The 16199-nt window shown below is 68.4% G+C and carries 16 protein-coding genes; 5 read left to right on the forward strand and 11 right to left on the reverse strand.

The window, feature by feature from the left end; translation table 11 throughout:
* Window positions 1-96: 96 nt before the first annotated feature.
* Together mutL and topA are read right to left on the reverse strand one after the other, a co-directional pair.
* A complete protein-coding gene (gene mutL / locus ACK4MH_RS03880; protein WP_409715380.1) occupies window positions 97-1983 on the reverse strand; it encodes a DNA mismatch repair endonuclease MutL in 1887 nt (628 codons plus the stop codon).
* Window positions 1984-2182: 199 nt separating this feature from the next.
* Window positions 2183-4810, reverse strand: coding sequence for a type I DNA topoisomerase (gene topA / locus ACK4MH_RS03885; RefSeq protein WP_409715022.1), 2628 nt, complete (start codon window positions 4808-4810; stop codon window positions 2183-2185).
* A 138-nt stretch (window positions 4811-4948) separates the two neighbouring features.
* Here topA and ACK4MH_RS03890 point away from each other — a divergent pair, with 138 nt between their 5' ends.
* Window positions 4949-5143, forward strand: coding sequence for a hypothetical protein (locus ACK4MH_RS03890; protein WP_409715025.1), 195 nt, complete (start codon window positions 4949-4951; stop codon window positions 5141-5143).
* On the opposite strand, the gene dprA is transcribed toward ACK4MH_RS03890, so the two are convergent.
* A complete protein-coding gene (gene dprA / locus ACK4MH_RS03895) occupies window positions 5140-6213 on the reverse strand; it encodes a DNA-processing protein DprA (protein WP_409715028.1) in 1074 nt (357 codons plus the stop codon). The genes ACK4MH_RS03890 and dprA overlap by 4 nt on opposite strands.
* Window positions 6210-6848, reverse strand: coding sequence for a glycerol-3-phosphate 1-O-acyltransferase PlsY (gene plsY, locus ACK4MH_RS03900; protein ID WP_409715031.1), 639 nt, complete (start codon window positions 6846-6848; stop codon window positions 6210-6212). Before plsY ends, dprA begins: the two co-directional genes overlap by 4 nt.
* A 127-nt stretch (window positions 6849-6975) precedes the next feature.
* On the opposite strand from plsY, the gene ACK4MH_RS03905 reads away from it, so the two are divergent.
* The gene (locus ACK4MH_RS03905) at window positions 6976-7908 is read left to right on the forward strand and encodes a glycerophosphodiester phosphodiesterase family protein (protein ID WP_409715034.1); all 933 of its coding nucleotides are present in this window, start codon (window positions 6976-6978) and stop codon (window positions 7906-7908) included.
* 60 nt (window positions 7909-7968) lie between these two features.
* Here ACK4MH_RS03905 and ACK4MH_RS03910 read toward each other — a convergent pair whose 3' ends face one another.
* The 6 genes from ACK4MH_RS03910 to ACK4MH_RS03935 form a co-directional block, all read right to left on the reverse strand.
* Window positions 7969-8289, reverse strand: a complete 321-nt coding sequence (locus tag ACK4MH_RS03910) for a GIY-YIG nuclease family protein (RefSeq protein ID WP_409715037.1) — start codon at window positions 8287-8289, stop codon at window positions 7969-7971.
* Window positions 8290-8364: 75 nt separating this feature from the next.
* Window positions 8365-9639: a dihydroorotase gene (pyrC, locus tag ACK4MH_RS03915; protein WP_409715040.1), complete on the reverse strand. Its 1275-nt coding sequence runs from the start codon at window positions 9637-9639 to the stop codon at window positions 8365-8367.
* Between the two features lie 145 nt (window positions 9640-9784).
* The gene (locus tag ACK4MH_RS03920; RefSeq protein ID WP_409715043.1) at window positions 9785-10765 is read right to left on the reverse strand and encodes an aspartate carbamoyltransferase catalytic subunit; all 981 of its coding nucleotides are present in this window, start codon (window positions 10763-10765) and stop codon (window positions 9785-9787) included.
* A gap of 39 nt (window positions 10766-10804) precedes the next feature.
* Entirely contained in the window at window positions 10805-11728 is a 924-nt protein-coding gene (locus ACK4MH_RS03925) for an AEC family transporter (RefSeq protein ID WP_409715046.1), read from the reverse strand.
* Window positions 11725-12204 carry a RuvX/YqgF family protein gene (ruvX, locus tag ACK4MH_RS03930; protein WP_409715049.1) on the reverse strand — a complete coding sequence of 160 codons (480 nt, stop codon included), beginning with the start codon at window positions 12202-12204 and terminating at the stop codon, window positions 11725-11727. Before ruvX ends, ACK4MH_RS03925 begins: the two co-directional genes overlap by 4 nt.
* A gap of 59 nt (window positions 12205-12263) precedes the next feature.
* Window positions 12264-12842: a hypothetical protein gene (locus tag ACK4MH_RS03935; protein ID WP_409715052.1), complete on the reverse strand. Its 579-nt coding sequence runs from the start codon at window positions 12840-12842 to the stop codon at window positions 12264-12266.
* Between the two features lie 439 nt (window positions 12843-13281).
* Between ACK4MH_RS03935 and gatC the strand changes: the two genes are divergently transcribed.
* The 3 genes from gatC to ACK4MH_RS03950 all read left to right on the forward strand — a co-directional run bounded on the left by gatC (window position 13282) and on the right by ACK4MH_RS03950 (window position 15758).
* The gene (gene gatC / locus ACK4MH_RS03940) at window positions 13282-13569 is read left to right on the forward strand and encodes an Asp-tRNA(Asn)/Glu-tRNA(Gln) amidotransferase subunit GatC (protein WP_008261275.1); all 288 of its coding nucleotides are present in this window, start codon (window positions 13282-13284) and stop codon (window positions 13567-13569) included.
* Between the two features lie 147 nt (window positions 13570-13716).
* The gene (gatA, locus tag ACK4MH_RS03945) at window positions 13717-15195 is read left to right on the forward strand and encodes an Asp-tRNA(Asn)/Glu-tRNA(Gln) amidotransferase subunit GatA (protein WP_409715054.1); all 1479 of its coding nucleotides are present in this window, start codon (window positions 13717-13719) and stop codon (window positions 15193-15195) included.
* 188 nt (window positions 15196-15383) lie between these two features.
* A complete protein-coding gene (locus tag ACK4MH_RS03950; protein WP_409715383.1) occupies window positions 15384-15758 on the forward strand; it encodes an endonuclease domain-containing protein in 375 nt (124 codons plus the stop codon).
* Between the two features lie 25 nt (window positions 15759-15783).
* Here the strand turns inward: ACK4MH_RS03950 and ACK4MH_RS03955 are convergent, their stop codons facing one another.
* A complete protein-coding gene (locus ACK4MH_RS03955; protein WP_409715057.1) occupies window positions 15784-16128 on the reverse strand; it encodes a hypothetical protein in 345 nt (114 codons plus the stop codon).
* Between the last annotated feature and the right edge of the window lie 71 nt (window positions 16129-16199).

Genomic DNA, 16199 nt, shown 5'->3' on the forward strand with positions numbered 1-16199 from the left:
TCCCAGGGACGAGCCCTGGGATGACGAGGATGGGGGAGCATGGGGCGCGGGCGCACGACGCTGGCTGCTGAACGTCCGCTACTCACCGCTCACCATTCACCGTCGCCCAAACAGCTTCTCCAGATCGTGCAGTTTCAGCTCCACATAGGTCGGCCGGCCGTGGTTGCATTGGCCGGAGTGGGGGGTGGCTTCCATCTGGCGGAGCAGGGCGTTCATTTCGGGGGCCGAGAGGACGCGGCCGGAGCGGACGCTGCCGTGGCAGGCCATGGTGCCGCAGATGGCGGCGAGGCGTTCCTTGAGCGACAGGGCCAGGCCGTGTTCGGCCAGATCGTCGGCGATGTCGCGGATCAGGCCCTGGACGTCCGTGTCGCCCAGCATGGCCGGGGTCTCGCGCACCAGGACGGCGCCGGCGCCGAAGGCCTCGACGATCAGGCCCATCTCGGCCAGTTCCTCGGCGCGCGAGGCGACGCGTTCGGCCTCGGCCGGGTCCAGATCGACCACCTCGGGCGTCAGCAGGGCCTGGCGGGTCACGGACCCCTCGGCCATCTGGGCCTTCATCCGCTCATAGACCAGCCGCTCGTGGGCGGCGTGCTGATCGACGATGACCAGGCCGTCGCGGGTCTGGGCCACGATATAGTTGGCGTGCAACTGACCCCGCGCGGCGCCCAGGGGGTAGTCGAGGGGGTCGGTCGGGGCGTGATTGGTGAAGGGTGAGTCGTGACTGGCGGGGTCGGCGGGCGCTTGCTGGGGCCATGACGGGGCGTCCCAGGACGGTTCGACGCGGGCGCTGCGTTCGTTGAAGCCGGGCAGGACTTGGGCGGCTGCGGCGGGCTGGGACCAGCCGGTCCAGCCGCTGAAACCCTGGGCCGAGGGGGCGCTGGGGCTGTAGGCAGGACCGATTGAGACGCCGGTGTGGGGCTGGAACCCCGCCATCGCATCGGCGGCGACGGTGGTGGAGGCGCGGTGGCCGGCGGCGTGGAGCGCGTGTCTCAGGGCGCCGACGATCAGGCCGCGCACCAGGGCCGGATCGCGGAACCGGACCTCGGCCTTGGCCGGGTGCACGTTGACGTCGACATAGAGGGGATCGATGTCCAGGAACAGGACGGCGGCCGGGTGCCGATCCCTGGCCAGGAAGTCGGCGTAGGCGCCGCGCAGGGCCCCTTGCAGCAGGCGATCCTTCACCGGGCGGCCGTTGACGAACAGATACTGATGCGCCGCATTGCCGCGCGAATAGGTGGGTAGGCCAGCATAGCCCGACAGGCGAACGCCGTCCCGCTCCTGATCGATCAACAGGGCGTTGGCCTCGAAGTCGCGGCCCAGCAGGGCGGACAGGCGTTTCAGCCGGCCCTCGTCGCCGGGGTGTTCGGCGGGCAGACGCAGGGTGACCTTGCCGTCCAGCGACAGGGTGAAGGCGACGGCCTCGTGCGCCATGGCCTGGCGCTTGATCTCCTCCGAGATGGCCATGGCCTCGGACCGTTCGGACTTCATGAACTTGAGCCGGGCGGGGGTGGCGTAGAAGAGGTCGCGCACCTCGACCCGCGCGCCGTGTGGGCCGGGGAAGGGGGCGGGGGCCAGGGGACGGGTCTCGCCGCCCTCGACCTGAATGGTCCAGGCCTCGGCTTCGTCGCGGGATCGGGTGGTGATCGACAGCCGGGCGACCGAGCCGATCGACGGCAGGGCCTCGCCCCGGAAGCCCAGGGTGTGGATGCGCAGCAGGTCCACGTCGCCGGCGTCGTCGGGCTCCAGCTTGGAGGTGGCGTGGCGTTCGATGGCGAGCGGCAGTTCGGCCTTGGGAATGCCCTTGCCGTCGTCGGCGATCAGGATGCGCGACAGGCCCCCGCCGTCGGCCTGGATCTCGATATTGCGGCCCCCGGCGTCCAGGGCGTTCTCGACCAGCTCCTTGATGGCGCTGGCCGGCCGCTCGACCACCTCGCCGGCGGCGATGCGGTTGACGGTTTCGGGGGAGAGGCGGCGGATGGGCATGAGGGCAGGAAGATAGGGGGCGCGGGGGATTCGCGCCACGCACTATCCTTTCCCTCTCCCGTTGGGAGAGGGTGGTCCGAAGGGCCGGGTGAGGGTCGGGCGGTGGGCCAGTTCGCAACACCGTGACCCTCACCCTTTCGCGCGAAGGCCGATCGCTGACGCTCTCGGGCGCTCAAGCCCTCTCCCAACGGGAGAGGGATCAGTCTTCGGTCTTCGGCTTTGCGGCCTTCTTAGCGGGGGCCTTCTTCGCGGCCGGTTTCTTGGCTGCGGCCTTTTTCGGGGCTGCGGCCTTCTTGGCGGCCGGGGCCTTCTTCTTGGGCGCGGCGCCGGCCTTGGCGGCGAGCAGGGGCAGGGCGTCTTCCAGGGTCAGGTCTTCGGGCGCCGTGCCTTTCGGCAGGGTGGCGTTGATCTTGCCGGACTTGACGTAGGGACCGAAGCGGCCGGCCATGACATGGATCGGTTCGCCCGTTTCCGGGTGGGCGCCCAGGTCCTTCAGCGGGGCCGTGGCGGCGCCGCGGCCGGGACGGCCGGCGCGCTTTTCGGCCAGCAGGGCGACGGCGCGGTTCAGACCGACCTCGAACACCTCGTCGATGTCCGAGACGTTCGCATAGGTGCCGGCGTGCAGGACGAAGGGTCCGTAACGGCCCAGGCCCGCCGTGATCATCTTGCCGTCCTCGGGGTGGACCCCGACCTCGCGCGGCAGGGCCAGCAGACGCAGGGCCTGGTCCAGAGACAGGGAGGCCGGCGACCAGCCCTTGGGCAGGGACGAGCGTTTGGGCTTTTCACCCTCGGGCGGCGTGATTTCGACATAGGGGCCGAAGCGGCCGATCTTCAACTGCACCGGCTGGCCGGTCTCAGGGTCGATACCCAGTTCGCGGTCGCCGCTCTCGGCCAAACCGTCTTCAGCCGACGGGCTGGCGACGGGGCGGGTGTATTTGCAGTCCGGATAGCGCTCGCAGCCGATGAAGGCGCCGAAACGGCTGGTCTTCAGGCTGAGTTGCCCGATGTGACACAGGGGGCATTCGCGCGGGTCCGAGCCGTCTTCCTTGGCCGGGAAGATGTGGGCGCCCAGGCTTTCGTTCAGGGCGTCCAGAATGGCCGTGGTGCGCAGTTCGCCGGCGGCCTGGGTCGCGGCGTGGAAGTCCGACCAGAACTCGCGCAGCAGCACCTTCCAGTCCAGCTGACCGGCCGACACCTCGTCCAGACGCGTCTCCAGAGCGGCGGTGAAGTCGTATTCGACCCATTTGCGGAAGAACTGCTCCAGGAAGGCCGTGACCAGCCGTCCCTTGTCCTCGGGATAGAAGCGGTTCTTGTCGACGCGGACATATTCGCGGTCGCGCAGGGTGGACAGGGTCGAGGCGTAGGTCGAGGGCCGGCCGATGCCCAGCTCTTCCAGCTTCTTGACCAGGGTGGCTTCCGAATAGCGGGGGGGCGGTTCGGTGAAATGCTGGTCGGTGCGGATGGCGTCGACCTTGGCCTTGGCGCCTTCCTTCAGGGCCGGCAGGCGGCTGGTGTCGTCGCTCTCGTCCTCTTCCGCGCCCTTCTGCTTCTCGTCGCGGCCTTCCTCATAGACGGCCATGAAGCCGTCGAAGGTGACCACCTGGCCGGTGGCGCGTAAGGCTGTCAGGCCGTCGGGCGTCTCGATATCGACCGTGGTGCGGTCCATGCGGGCTGCCTCCATCTGGGAGGCGACCATCCGTTTCCAGATCAGCTCATAAAGCCGCTGAAGATCGGATTCGAGGCGCAAGGAATCGGGGTGGCGGGCGATGTTTGTCGGCCGGATCGCTTCGTGCGCTTCCTGAGCATTCTTGGCCTTGGTCTTGTAATAGCGCGGTTCCTGCGGAACGAAGGCGGGGCCGAACGCCTGGCTGATGACCTCGCGCGCCTGGGCGATGCCCTCGGGCGTGGTCTGGACGCCGTCGGTCCGCATATAGGTGATCAGGCCGCCGGTCTCGTCCACGCCCTCATACAGTTTCTGCGCCGCCTGCATGGTGCGCTGGGCGCTGAAGCCCAGTTTGCGCGAGGCTTCCTGTTGCAGGGTCGAGGTGGTGAAGGGCGGGGCCGGGTTGCGGCGAACGGGCTTCTTCTCGACCGAGTTGATGGTGAAGTCGCCGGCGTCGATGGCCGCGCGGGCGGCGGCGGCGGTCGCCTCGTCCTTGATGTCCAGGCGCTGGATCCGCTTGCCCTCATGCTTGACCAGGCGGGCGGTGAAGGGCGGGCTGTCGGCGTTCAGGTCGGCCTCGATGGACCAGTACTCCTGGGCCTTGAACTTCTCGATCTCCATCTCGCGATCGACGACGATGCGCAGGGCGACGGACTGGACTCGGCCGGCCGAGCGGGCGCCCGGCAGCTTGCGCCAAAGGACCGGCGAGAGGGTGAAGCCGACCAGATAGTCCAGGGCGCGGCGGGCCAGATAGGCGTTCACCAGCTCCATGTCGATCTGGCGCGGGGCGGCCATGGCGTCGAGGACGGCGGACTTGGTGATGGCGTTGAAGGTGACGCGCTCGACGTGCGTGTCCTTCAGCACCTTCTTCTTGTTCAGCACTTCCAGCACGTGCCAGCTGATCGCTTCCCCTTCGCGGTCGGGGTCGGTCGCCAGGATGACGCGGTCGGCGCGCTTGGCGGCCTCGGCGATTTCGGACAGGCGTTTGGCGCCCTTGGCGTCGGCCTCCCAATGCATGGAGAAGTCGTCGTCGGGCAGGACCGAGCCGTCCTTCGACGGCAGGTCGCGGACGTGGCCGTAGGAGGCCAGGACTTCGAAGTCCGGGCCGAGATACTTATTGATGGTCTTGGCCTTTGCGGGGCTCTCGACGATGACGAGGTTCATATCTGTCCGGTCTCGGGAAGGGGCGCGAACGTGGTTGGAGCGGGGCCGTGTGTCAATCGCACCTGTCGTCTTACAGCCCAAGGTAGTTGTGTTTTAATGAAACGCGGTTAGATTGTGAGGCTGGCAACGGAGGCGATCATGGCGACGGCACACCCCCAATCGGCGAGCGCGCCGGAGTTCCGATCCGACATAGAGGCGGCGGCCTTTCCCACGCGGGAATACATCGGCGCCATGGCGCTGGAAATGGCCCGACTGGCGCGCGACGAGGGCGACGCCCGGCTGGCGGGGATGCTGGAACAGGTCGCGGGCGTGGCTGGCCACCCGCCGGCCTAGATGGACGCCAGCCCGCCGGGCAGCAGTTCGGCGCGGCCGGTCAGGCTGAGTTCCAGCAGGGCGGCGGCGACCTGGGAGACGGGCGTGTTCAGGGCGCGGGCGATCTCGTCGCGCGGCGTCGGGGTGGGCGAGAGCAGGGCGGCGACGCGGTCGAGGAAGGCGTCGTCGATGTCGCCGTCGAATCGCATCGGATCGGCCGCCGGCTCGCGCAGGGTGCGCAGGGTGTTGAAGGCGCGGTCGATGTCCTCGATCCCTTCGCACAGGATGGCACCCTGACGCAGCAGCTCGTTGGGGCCGCGCGCACGGGGATCCAGCGGCGAGCCGGGGACGGCGAAGACGTCGCGCCCCTGTTCGGCGGCGAGACGGGCGGTGATCAGGGAGCCGGACCTGATCTCGGCCTCGACCACAACGACCCCGCGCGACAGGCCCGAGATGATGCGGTTGCGGCGGGGGAAGTCGCGCGCCTGGGCGCGGGCGCCGACGGGACTTTCGGAGACGATGCAGCCCTGATCCGTCAGGCGGGCGTAGAGGTCGGCGTGTTCGGGCGGATAGATGTCGTTCACGCCGCCGCCCAGGACGGCGACGGCGCCGGTCTCCATGCTGCCTTCGTGGGCCGCGGCGTCGATGCCGCGCGCCATGCCCGAGACGACGACGTGGCCGGCCTGACCCAGCTGCTGCGCCAGGCCGCGCGCGATGCGTTGACCGCCGGCCGAGGCGATGCGGGCGCCGACGATGGCGACGCTGGGTTGGTTCAGCAGGTCGGCGCGGCCGCGCGTCCACAGGATGGGCGGGGGCGGATCCAGCGCGGCCAGCATTTCGGGATAGTCGCCGTCGCCCAGCACCAGCAGGCGGGCGCCGATGGCGTCGCCGGCGGCGAGCTCACGCTCGACCGCCTCGACAGGCGGGGGCGTGGAGGCGGCGCCGGACTTGCGCACCAGATCGGGCAGGGCGTCCAGCGCGCTGGCGGCGGAGCCGTAGCGGCCGAGGAGTTGGGCGAAGGCGACGGGACCGATGCGGTCGGTGCGGGCGAGCCGCAGCCGGGCGAAGCGTTCGGCCGGGCTCAGGCTCACGCTTTCTTGGCCCCGATGCGCGGTTCCTCGCCCTTCAGCAGCCGGGCGATGTTCTGGTGGTGACGCACCCAGATCAGGACGGCGGCGAAGACGGTCAGGGCGAGGATGGGCAGACCCACCGGCAGGCCGACCACAGCGAGCGGCAGCAGGGCCAGTAGCGGCGCGGTCGCCGCCGAGATCAGGGCCGCAAGCGACGAATAGCGGAACAGGAAGGCGGCGAGCAGCCAGACGGCGCCCGCCATCAGGCCCAGCGGCCAGGCGGCGGCGAGCAGCAGGCCATAGAAGGTGGCCACGCCCTTGCCGCCCTTGAAGCCCAGCCAGACGGGGAACAGATGGCCCAGGAAGGCCGCGCCGCCGGCGACGGCGCCCGCGACCTCGCTGTCGAACAGGTGGCGGGCGATCAGCAGGGCCACGGCGCCCTTGCCGGCGTCCAGCAACAGGGTGGCCAGGGCCAGATCCTTGCGGCCGGTGCGCAGCACATTGGTCGCGCCGATATTGCCGGACCCGATGTTGCGCACGTCGCCGGCGCCGGCGGCGCGGGTGATCACCACGCCGAACGGAATCGAGCCGAGCAGATAGCCGCCCAGCGCGACCAGCGCCAAGGTCCCGATCGCGGGGCCCACCAGATCCTGCACGTTGATTCGCTCCCCGCGTGTCGTTGCGGCAAAATGCGTCGGCGCGCGACGCGGAGCAAGCGCGATCCGACCTCTTGACCCGACGATCGGCGCAGCGTCTGGTCCGCCCGCCTTGCCGGAGACTGTCATGACCCGAATCCCCGCCGCCGCCGCCGTGATCCTGCTGCTTTCTACGGCAGGTTGCGTCGGCGCGCCGCCTGTCCGTTCAACGCCTGTCGCAGGGCCGGCTTTGGCCGCCTATTTCGACTGCGTGCGGGACGGCGGCGTGGCGATCTCGGCGCACCGGGCGGTCTCGGCCATGGATCAGCCAGAAAACTCCATCGCCGCCATCGAGGCGACCGGACGGGCCATTCCCAATGCGATCCTGGAGCTGGACGTCGTTCTGACCAAGGACCGGCATCTGGTGCTGATGCATGACGAGACGATGGAGCGGACCACCACCGGGCGCGGGCGGGTCGCGGACCTGACCCTGGCGCAGGTGAAACAGGCGCGGCTGAAGGCGTCGAACGGCGCCCTGACCCGCGCCGCGCCGCCGACCCTGGGCGAGGCGCTGGACGCCGCCGGGCGCGTCGGGGGCATCGCCAGCATCGACCTGAAACCCGCCGACGGCGAGACGACCGTCGATCTGTCGCGGGCGGTGATCGATCAGGTGCGCCAGTCGCGGGCGTCAAACCGGGTGATCCTGATCACCTATAACGAGGCTGATGCGCGGGCGGTGGCGGCCATGGCGCCGGAGATGATGATATCGGCCGGACTGAGCGGCGTGGACGACCTGCAGGGGCTGAACGCCCCGCAGATCCTGGCCTGGACCGGCACGCGCGAGGAACGGCCGGCCCTGTGGCGCGCGCTGCGCGAGGCCGGGGTCGAAGTCCAGTTCGGCACCCTGGGCCGGGAAGGCGTGCGCCGCGACGACCTATACGCCGCCGACGGCGACGTGTCGGAATACCGCGACCTGGCGCGCCAGGGCGTGACCGTGATCGCCACCGACACGCCGCTGGCGGTCAAGTCGGTGCTGGGCGCCGAGCTGGCCAAGGCGGCGACGTGCGAGCGAGTGCGCTGAACAACATATCCGTCACCCTCGGGCTCGTCCCGAGGGCCTACGGTTGGGCTGTCGTCAGCCTCAACCCTGCTGCTCCGGCCCATGCCGCCAGACGGGCGGTGCGTTCCAGATAAGTGAGAGATCGTCCCAGTTCGGATTGTCGCGCTCGATCAGATTGATCTTCCAATCTCGCAGATAGCGTTTGATCGCCTTCTCGCGTCGGATCGCGCTGACAATCAGCTCGTGAGGTTCGAACCAGACCAGGCGTTTGAGGTCGTGATCCTTCGTAAAGCCGGGGATTGCGCCCACCTGATGTTCGCTGACGCGCCGGTACAGATCGCTGGTCACGCCGACATACAGAGTGCCGCGTATGCCGTTCGTCATGATGTAGACGGCGACCAAGCCTCGTTCCATGAGCGGAGTGTTGTCAGGCGTGGGCCCTCGGGACAAGCCCGAGGGTGACGGGGTTTTTTGAGTTCAGTGAACCTTGCGACCGCCGACCCAAGTTCCGATCACCTTGCCCTGGAGCCTGCGGCCGTCGAACGGGGAGTTCTTGGATTTGGAGTGCAGGGCGTCGGCGTCGATGATGACGGGGGCGCCGAGGTCGAACAGGACGAGGTCGGCGGGCGCGCCTTCCGCCAGCACCCCGGCGTCGAGGCCCAGCAGCGCCGCCGGTCCCTGGGTCAGGGGCCGCAGCACGTCCAGCAGGTCCAGCCCGTCCTCGTGGTGCAGGGTCAGGGCGGCGGGCAGCAGGGTTTCCAGGCCGATGGCGCCAGGCGCGGCCTCGGCGAAGGGGCGGCGCTTGTCCTCGGCGGGGGCGGGGGCGTGGGCCGAGGTGATGACGTCGATCAGTCCGTCGCGCACGGCCTCGATCAGGGCCTGGCGGTCGGCTTCGGAGCGCAGCGGCGGGTCCAGGCGGTAGAAGGTGCGATAGTCGCCTATGTCCACCTCGTTGAAGCACAGGTGGTTGATCGAGACGCTGACCGCGACCTCCAGCCCCTTGGCGCGGGCGCGCGCCAGGGTCTCCAGCGCGCCCTCGGTCGAGATCTGATCGACCAGGAACCGGGCGCCGGTCTGTTCGACCAGGGCCAGGTCGCGCTCCAGCCCGATCCGCTCGGCGATGGCCGGGCTGCCGGACAAACCCAGGCGGGTGGCCAGTTCGCCAGAGGCGGCGACGGCCCCCTCGGTCAGCCAGGGATCGGACGGGCGGCAGGCGATCAGGGCGTTGAAGGCGGCGGCGTAGCTCATCACCCTTTGCAGGGTGCGGCTGTTGACGATGACCTTGTCGCCGTCGGTGAAATACAGGGCGCCGGCTTCGTCCATCAGGCCGATCTCGGCCATCCGCTGGCCGTCCAGGGCCTTGGTCGCCGCGCCGGCCGCCCGGACATTGACCAGGTTCAGAGCGGCGCCGCGCCGCTGGATGAAGTCGATCATCGCCGGGTCGTCGACGGCGGGGTCGGTGTCGGGCTGGACGACGATGGTGGTCACACCCCCGGCCGCGGCGGCCAGGCTGGCGGACTTCAGCGTCTCCTTGGGCTCGGCGCCCGGTTCGCCGGTCTTGACCCGAATGTCGATCAGGCCGGGCGCGAGGCACAGGCCGTCCGCGTCGATCACCTGATCGGCGGCGAGATCCGGCACCGCGCCGTGGATGACGCGGACGATGCGGCCGTGCTCGATCAGGACGCCGCCGGGACCGTCATAGTCGGTGGCGGGGTCGAGCAGGCGGGCGTTGACGATTGCGATCGTGCTCATTCCCGTCACCCTCGGGCTTGTCCCGAGGGCCCACGGCGGAGGCGGCTCGGCTGTTGGATGGCGGAGACTGAGCGGCGGGCGCTCGTGTGGCGGACAGGTGGGCCCTCGGGACAAGCCCGAGGGTGACGGATGTTTTTGCGGTCCATCACTTGTCCCCCCAACGGGCGGAGAGGGAGGCCAGCACGGCCATGCGGGCGGCGACGCCCATCTCGACCTGATCCTGGATCAGGGAGACGTCCAGATCGTCGGCCACGTCGGAATCGATCTCGACGCCCCGGTTCATCGGCCCAGGGTGCATGACCCGGGCCCCCGGCTTGGCCCAGGCCAGCTTCTCGCGGTCCAGGCCCCAGAAGCGGAAATATTCGCGGGTCGAGGGCACCAGGGCGCCGGCCATCCGCTCCAGCTGAAGTCGTAGCATCATGACCACGTCGCAGCCGGCCAGCCCCTCGCGCATGTCGTGGAAGACCTCGCAGCCCCAGCGGTCGGCGTCGCCGGGCACCAGGGTCGGCGGGCCGATCAGGCGCACCCGCGCGCCCATCATCTGCAGCAGGGCGACGTTGGAGCGGGCCACGCGGCTGTGGGTGATGTCGCCGCAGATGGCGACGGTCAGGCTGGTCACGTCGCCGAAGGCGCGACGCATCGACAGCAGGTCCAGCAGGGCCTGGGTTGGGTGTTCGTGGCGGCCGTCACCGGCGTTGACGACGGCGCAGCCGACCTTCTGGCTCAGCAATTCCGCCGCGCCCGAGGCCGAGTGGCGGATGACCAGAATGTCCGGCTTCATGGCGTTCAGCGTGACCGCCGTGTCGATCAGGGTCTCGCCCTTCTTCACCGACGACGATCCGACCGGCATGGTCACCACATCGGCGCCCAACCGCTTGGCCGCGATCTCGAACGAGGAACTGGTGCGGGTCGAGTTCTCGAAGAACAGGTTCACGACCGTGCGCCCGTGCAGCAGGTCCAGCGCCTTGGACGACTGACGATTGAAGTCGACGAAGGCGTCGCCGAGATCCAGCAACTGCGGCGTCACGAACGGATTGAGGTCCGACGCGGCCAAGAAGTGGGGTTTCGGGAACGGGACCAGCCGATCGCGGATGGTCTGGTCGGTGACGTCTGAGGGCTGGGTCATCGAGACGCGGCTATAGGCGTGACTCGGCCTGAACGCGAGTCAGACGAAATGGAACAACGCCAGAAGGATGGGGATGACCACGGCGCTGCCCACGGTGGTCAGGGCGATGACACCGGCGATCAGGGGCGCGTCGCCGCCCATCTGACGCGCCAGGATATAGGAGGCGGCCGAGCCGGGCGCGGCCCCGCAGATCAGGGCGATGCCCTGGGCCAGGCTGTCGCCGCCCAACGCCCAGGCGATGAACCACATCAGCGGCGGCATGACGCCCAGCTTGACCAGGGTCACGGCGGCGATGGTGGTGCGGCTTCGCTTGACCTCGGCAAACGAAAGCCCCGCCCCGGCGACGATCAGGCCCAGCGGCAGGGCGGCGGCGCCCAGCAGATCCAGCGCGTCCGACAGGCCTGGGATCAGGGGCACGCCCAAAAGGTTCAGCGCCAGTCCGATCAGGCAGGCCAGCAGGATGGGATTGGCGAGCATCGACTTCGCCAGCCCCAAGGCCGACGGTTCGCGCCGCAACGACCCCCATTTGGCCAGCACAGCGACACAGGCGATATTGGTGACGGGAATGATGAAGGCGATGGCGACGGCGGCAAGCGCGGTGCCCTCTGAGCCATAGACCGACTGGATCACCGGCACGAAGACGAAGCTGTTCCAGCGGATCACCCCCTGGAAGACGCTGGTGTAGGCCGGGCCGTCCAGGGTGATCAGGGGCTTGGCCGCCAGGGTCGCCGCCGCCACGATCAGCGTCGCCCCCACCGCCGCCGCGCCCGCGACCGTCGCCCCGCCGCCGGCCAGGTCCGCGTGCCAGATCGCGGGGATCAGGAAGCTGGGATAGAAGATGTTGATCGACAGCTTCTCGATCGGCCGCCAGGCCTCGTCGGGCAGGAAGCCGGATTTTCGGAGCCCATAACCCAGGGCGATCATCAGAAAGACCGGCAGGACGCCGGCGATCAGGGCCGTCAAACCCAGGTCGCCTGATCCCGCACCCGATCCAGCGCCCCTTGCAGAATCCAGGCGGCGGCGGTGCGGTCCACGACCTGGGCCCGGCGCTTGCGGTTCAGGTCCAGGTCCTCGATCAGAAACCGCTCGACCGCGCTGGTGGATAGCCGCTCGTCCCAGAAGGCGACGTTGATGGGCCGCAGCCGCTCCAGATTGCGGGCGAAGGCGCGGCACGACTGGGCGCGGGGGCCTTCGGTCCCGTCCATATTGGCGGGCAGGCCGATCACCAAGGCCGAGACCTTGCGATGGGCCATCAGCTTGAACAGCTGTTCGGCCTCCAGGGTGAACTTGGACTTGCGGATCAGTTCCAGCGGCGAAGCGATCAGACGCGTGGCGTCCGACACGGCGACGCCGATGGTCTTCTCGCCCAGATCCAGCCCCATCCACGGCGTGTCGGGCGGGCAGGCGGCGGGCAGGTCGAGGAGGTCGAGAACGGGCACGGCCTGCGGTTAGGACCGGCGCGGCCTGAAGTCAAAGGCGATGAGTTGAGGAAGCGGCGTCAGGGCCGACAATCGCGGCTGTAGGCTTCGTCGTAGGGCTTGTCGAAACAGGCCAGGAAGCCGTCGAGGACATCAAGGTTGAGCGGCCAGCTCAGTTCGCGGCCATATCGAGCTTTGAACTCCGCCGCACCCTCTTCGAACCCTTCGGGAGGCGGAATGGCCGAAAGACGGTCGCGGGCGGCTTGCAACGCGGCGCGGTCCTTGAGCAGGAAGGCCACCGTTCCGATCGCATAGTCCGCCTTACCGTCGCCGATGGGATCAGGACTGACCCCCGCCAGCAGCAGCCGCACGGCGTGATCCGTCTGGCCCAAGGCGGCTCGGACTTGGCCCTCGTGCCAATAGTTGGTGTGAAGCTGGTCGCTGGTCATGTCTCTCCAGCGCGCCTTGCGATAGGCGGCCAGAAGCTCAACGGCAGTGTCGCGGCATTCGCGCCTGTTCCCGAGCGGACGCCAGCCTCCCTCCATGTCCTGATCGAAAGCTTGAGGCGACAGGGCCAGCATCGCCTCCCTGTCATAGGTGCAGGGCGTGGGCGCGGGGGCAGACTGCAGGACGGCGGCTGCGATAGCGGCGAGGAACATGGCGTGCCCTGTAGTTGCGCGAAACCAAAGCAAGACGTGTGACTGTGGCGTCAATGCGGCCGGACGTTTGGCGCTCGCCGCCCATGCCGCATCTCGTCCTGCTGAGGCGCAGAACCTGTCGGCGGAGCGACATGGCAGGCCCGGAATTTATTTGTCCATCATGCCGATGTACGGCGCGGCAAGGCTTTAAGGCGCATTTTGCGTGCCCAACCCATCGGCCTTCCTGGCGCAGCTATAGTGTCCGGTCGTAAACGCGGGAGGGTGCGATGAGGTGGATTTGGCAGGTTTGGCGCGTTTGGCGCTTTGTCACCCTGTTTTCACGCCAAGGCGCCCGGCGCGACCTGGGTACAGGCGAACACCGCCTCGTTCTTGTGCATCCGCGCCTGTGCCGCTAATCCCGCCCACTAGACCCCTTTATCGACGTGCATTGGAGGGCCGCATGGCCATCGACGCTGCGACGGTGCGCAAGGTTGCGCATCTCGCCCGCATCAAGACCCCCGAGGATCGGCTGGAGCCGCTGGCCCAGGAGCTGAACGGCATCCTGCAGTGGATCGAACAGCTGAACGAGGTCGATGTCGACGGCGTCGAGCCCATGACCTCGAACGTCGCCCAGCCCCTGCGCCTGCGCGAAGACGTGGTCACCGACGGCGGCAAGATCGACGCCGTCCTGTCCAACGCCCCGAAGTCGGCTGACGGCTTCTTCGTTGTGCCCAAGGTGGTGGAGTGACGCTCTCTCTTTCCCCGTCACCCTCGGACTTGTTCCGAGGGCCCACGGCGGGTTCGAACGGCGGCGTCTGCCGTCAAGGCGCGGCGGATGCGGCGCAATGGACCCTCGGGACAAGCCCGAGGGTGACGGATTTTGGGTTTGGCGCGAATGTCTGATCTTACGAAACTGAGCCTCAAGGCGGCTGTGGACGGCCTGAAGTCGAAGGACTTCTCGTCCCAGGAAATCACCCAGGCCTTCCTGACCAAGATCGAGGCCGCCAATCCGACCCTGAACGCCTATGTTGAGGTGACGGCGGACAAGGCCATGGACATGGCCCGCGCCTCGGACGCCCGCATCGCCGCGGGCGAGGGCGGGGTGCTGGAAGGCGCGCCGCTGGGCATCAAGGACCTGTTCTGCACCGAGGGCGTCCAGACCACGGCCGGCTCCAACATGCTGCGCGGCTTCGTGCCGCCGTATGAATCGACCGTCACCGCCAATCTGTGGCGCGACGGGGCGGTCATGCTGGGCAAGCTGAACATGGACGAATTCGCCATGGGCTCGTCCAACGAGACCTCGGCCTTCGGTCCGGTCAAGAACCCGTGGAAGTCGACCGGCTCCAACGCCGATCTGACGCCGGGCGGGTCTTCGGGCGGTTCGGCATCGGCCGTCGCCGCTGACCTGTGCCTGGCCGCCACCGCGTCCGACACGGGCGGCTCGATCCGCCAGCCCGCCGCCTTCACCGGCACGGTCGGGATCAAGCCCACCTATGGCCGCGCCAGCCGGTTCGGCATGGTGGCCTTCGCCAGTTCGCTGGACCAGGCCGGACCGATCACCAAGACGGTCGAGGATGCGGCCCTGTTGCTGCAATCCATGTGCTCGTTCGACGCCAAGGATTCGACCAGCCTGGACGTCCCGACGCCCGACTGGACCGCTTCTGTCGGCAAGTCGGTCAAGGGCCTGCGCATCGGCGTGCCGCGCGAATATGTCGTGGACGGCATGCCCGCCGAGATCCAGGCCCTGTGGGACCAGGGCGTGGCCTGGCTGAAGGACGCCGGTTGCGAGATCGTCGAGATCAGCCTGCCGCACACCAAATACGCCCTGCCGACCTATTATATCGTGGCCCCAGCTGAGGCCTCGTCCAACCTGGCCCGTTATGACGGAATGCGGTTCGGGCACCGGGCGGATCAGTTCAGCTCGCTGGACGACCTTTACGCCACCTCGCGCGCCGAGGGCTTCGGCAAGGAGGTCCAGCGTCGCCTGACCATCGGCGCCTATGTGCTGTCGGCCGGCTTCTACGACGCCTATTATGTCCGTGCACTGAAAGTCCGTCGCCGCATCGCCGAGGACTTCGACAATGTCTGGGGCCAGGTGGACGCCATCCTGACGCCGTCGACGCCGTCGGCTGCGTTTGCGCTGGGCGACAAGCAGATTGACCCGCTGACCATGTATCTGAACGACGTCTTCACGGTGACGACCAATCTGGCCGGCCTGCCGGGCATCTCGGTGCCGGCAGGCGTGGATGCCGGCGGGTTGCCGCTGGGCCTCCAGATCATCGGCAAGGCGCTGGACGAGGCCACGGTCTTCCAGGTCGGCGCGGCGCTGGAACGCGCTGCGGGCTTCACGGCCAAGCCGGGCAAGTGGTGGTAGTTTAAAGACCCCTCTCCCAGAGGGAGAGGGAGGGGCCCGCGCCGCAGGCGTGGGAGGGTGAGGGGTTACGGTCTGGAAGGGGTGGCGAAGGTGGCTAGGCGTCCAAACCGTAACCCCTCACCCTTTCGCCTTGCCGATCGCTTCGCTCTCGGAGGCTCAAGCCCTCTCCCTCTGGGAGAGGGGTGACGATGCAGGAGCGGGCGGGATTTGCGCGTGGACTTCGGCGACGCGAGACCCATGCTGAGAAGCTGCTGTGGAAGTCGCTGCGGGGCGGACGGCTGGACGGGTTGAAGTTTCGCCGACAGCATTCGGTCGGACGCTATTTCGCTGATTTCGCCTGTGAGTCCGCGCGTCTTATCGTCGAACTGGACGGCGGGGTTCACGATCAGGACGACACCCACCTGAACGACCATGTTCGGCAGCAGGAGATCGAAGCCTTGGGCTGGTTCGTGCTGCGGTTTCGCAATGAGCAGGTCACGGTCGCGCTGGATACTGTTCTGAATGCGATATGCGCCCAGGCGCGAACGGCAGGCGCCGTAGGCCCTCACCCTCCCGTCGCCTGAAAGCCACGGGAGGATGAGGATGGATTTACTCGGCCGGGAGCGCCTTCAGGTCGGTGTCGATGGCGGTGATCTTGGCGTCGGTGATGTTGCCCTGGGAGTAGGGGGCGATCTGGCGCAGTGTCATGGCCTTGAACTGTCCGTAAGCGGGGTGTCTGTCGAGGCCGGGCAGGTGCTTGTCCAGGACCGCCTTGGTCGCGGGGTTTGCGACCAGGGCTTCGATGGTGCTGTCGATGGTCGGATGGGCGGCGTGATTCTCGTGCTCTGGCGCGGGCGAAGTCGTCGGACTCGGGGCAGGCGCGGTCTGGGCCGAGGCGGCGCCGGCCAGCAACAGGGAGGCCGCAGCGGCGGCGGCGAACAGGGTCTTGGTCATCGAAATCTCCGTTGAGAGGCGGAAGTTGATCGCCTTTCGCGACATCATCAAGACAGCCCCCTTTCTCGCCG

Source organism: Brevundimonas sp. (genome assembly GCF_046295075.1).
Taxonomy (GTDB): domain Bacteria; phylum Pseudomonadota; class Alphaproteobacteria; order Caulobacterales; family Caulobacteraceae; genus Brevundimonas.

What these genes read in the sequence shown, in the direction of transcription:
- gatA (WP_409715054.1), top strand. Translation starts at nt 13,717, where the DNA reads ATGTCTGATCTTACGAAACTGAGCCTCAAGGCGGCTGTGGACGGCCTG.
- ACK4MH_RS03955 (WP_409715057.1), bottom strand. Translation starts at nt 16,128, where the DNA reads ATGACCAAGACCCTGTTCGCCGCCGCCGCTGCGGCCTCCCTGTTGCTG.
- gatC (WP_008261275.1), top strand. Translation starts at nt 13,282, where the DNA reads ATGGCCATCGACGCTGCGACGGTGCGCAAGGTTGCGCATCTCGCCCGC.
- ACK4MH_RS03920 (WP_409715043.1), bottom strand. Translation starts at nt 10,765, where the DNA reads ATGACCCAGCCCTCAGACGTCACCGACCAGACCATCCGCGATCGGCTG.
- mutL (WP_409715380.1), bottom strand. Translation starts at nt 1,983, where the DNA reads ATGCCCATCCGCCGCCTCTCCCCCGAAACCGTCAACCGCATCGCCGCC.
- topA (WP_409715022.1), bottom strand. Translation starts at nt 4,810, where the DNA reads ATGAACCTCGTCATCGTCGAGAGCCCCGCAAAGGCCAAGACCATCAAT.
- ACK4MH_RS03890 (WP_409715025.1), top strand. Translation starts at nt 4,949, where the DNA reads ATGGCGACGGCACACCCCCAATCGGCGAGCGCGCCGGAGTTCCGATCC.
- ACK4MH_RS03905 (WP_409715034.1), top strand. Translation starts at nt 6,976, where the DNA reads ATGACCCGAATCCCCGCCGCCGCCGCCGTGATCCTGCTGCTTTCTACG.
- pyrC (WP_409715040.1), bottom strand. Translation starts at nt 9,639, where the DNA reads ATGAGCACGATCGCAATCGTCAACGCCCGCCTGCTCGACCCCGCCACC.
- ACK4MH_RS03935 (WP_409715052.1), bottom strand. Translation starts at nt 12,842, where the DNA reads ATGTTCCTCGCCGCTATCGCAGCCGCCGTCCTGCAGTCTGCCCCCGCG.
- ACK4MH_RS03950 (WP_409715383.1), top strand. Translation starts at nt 15,384, where the DNA reads ATGCAGGAGCGGGCGGGATTTGCGCGTGGACTTCGGCGACGCGAGACC.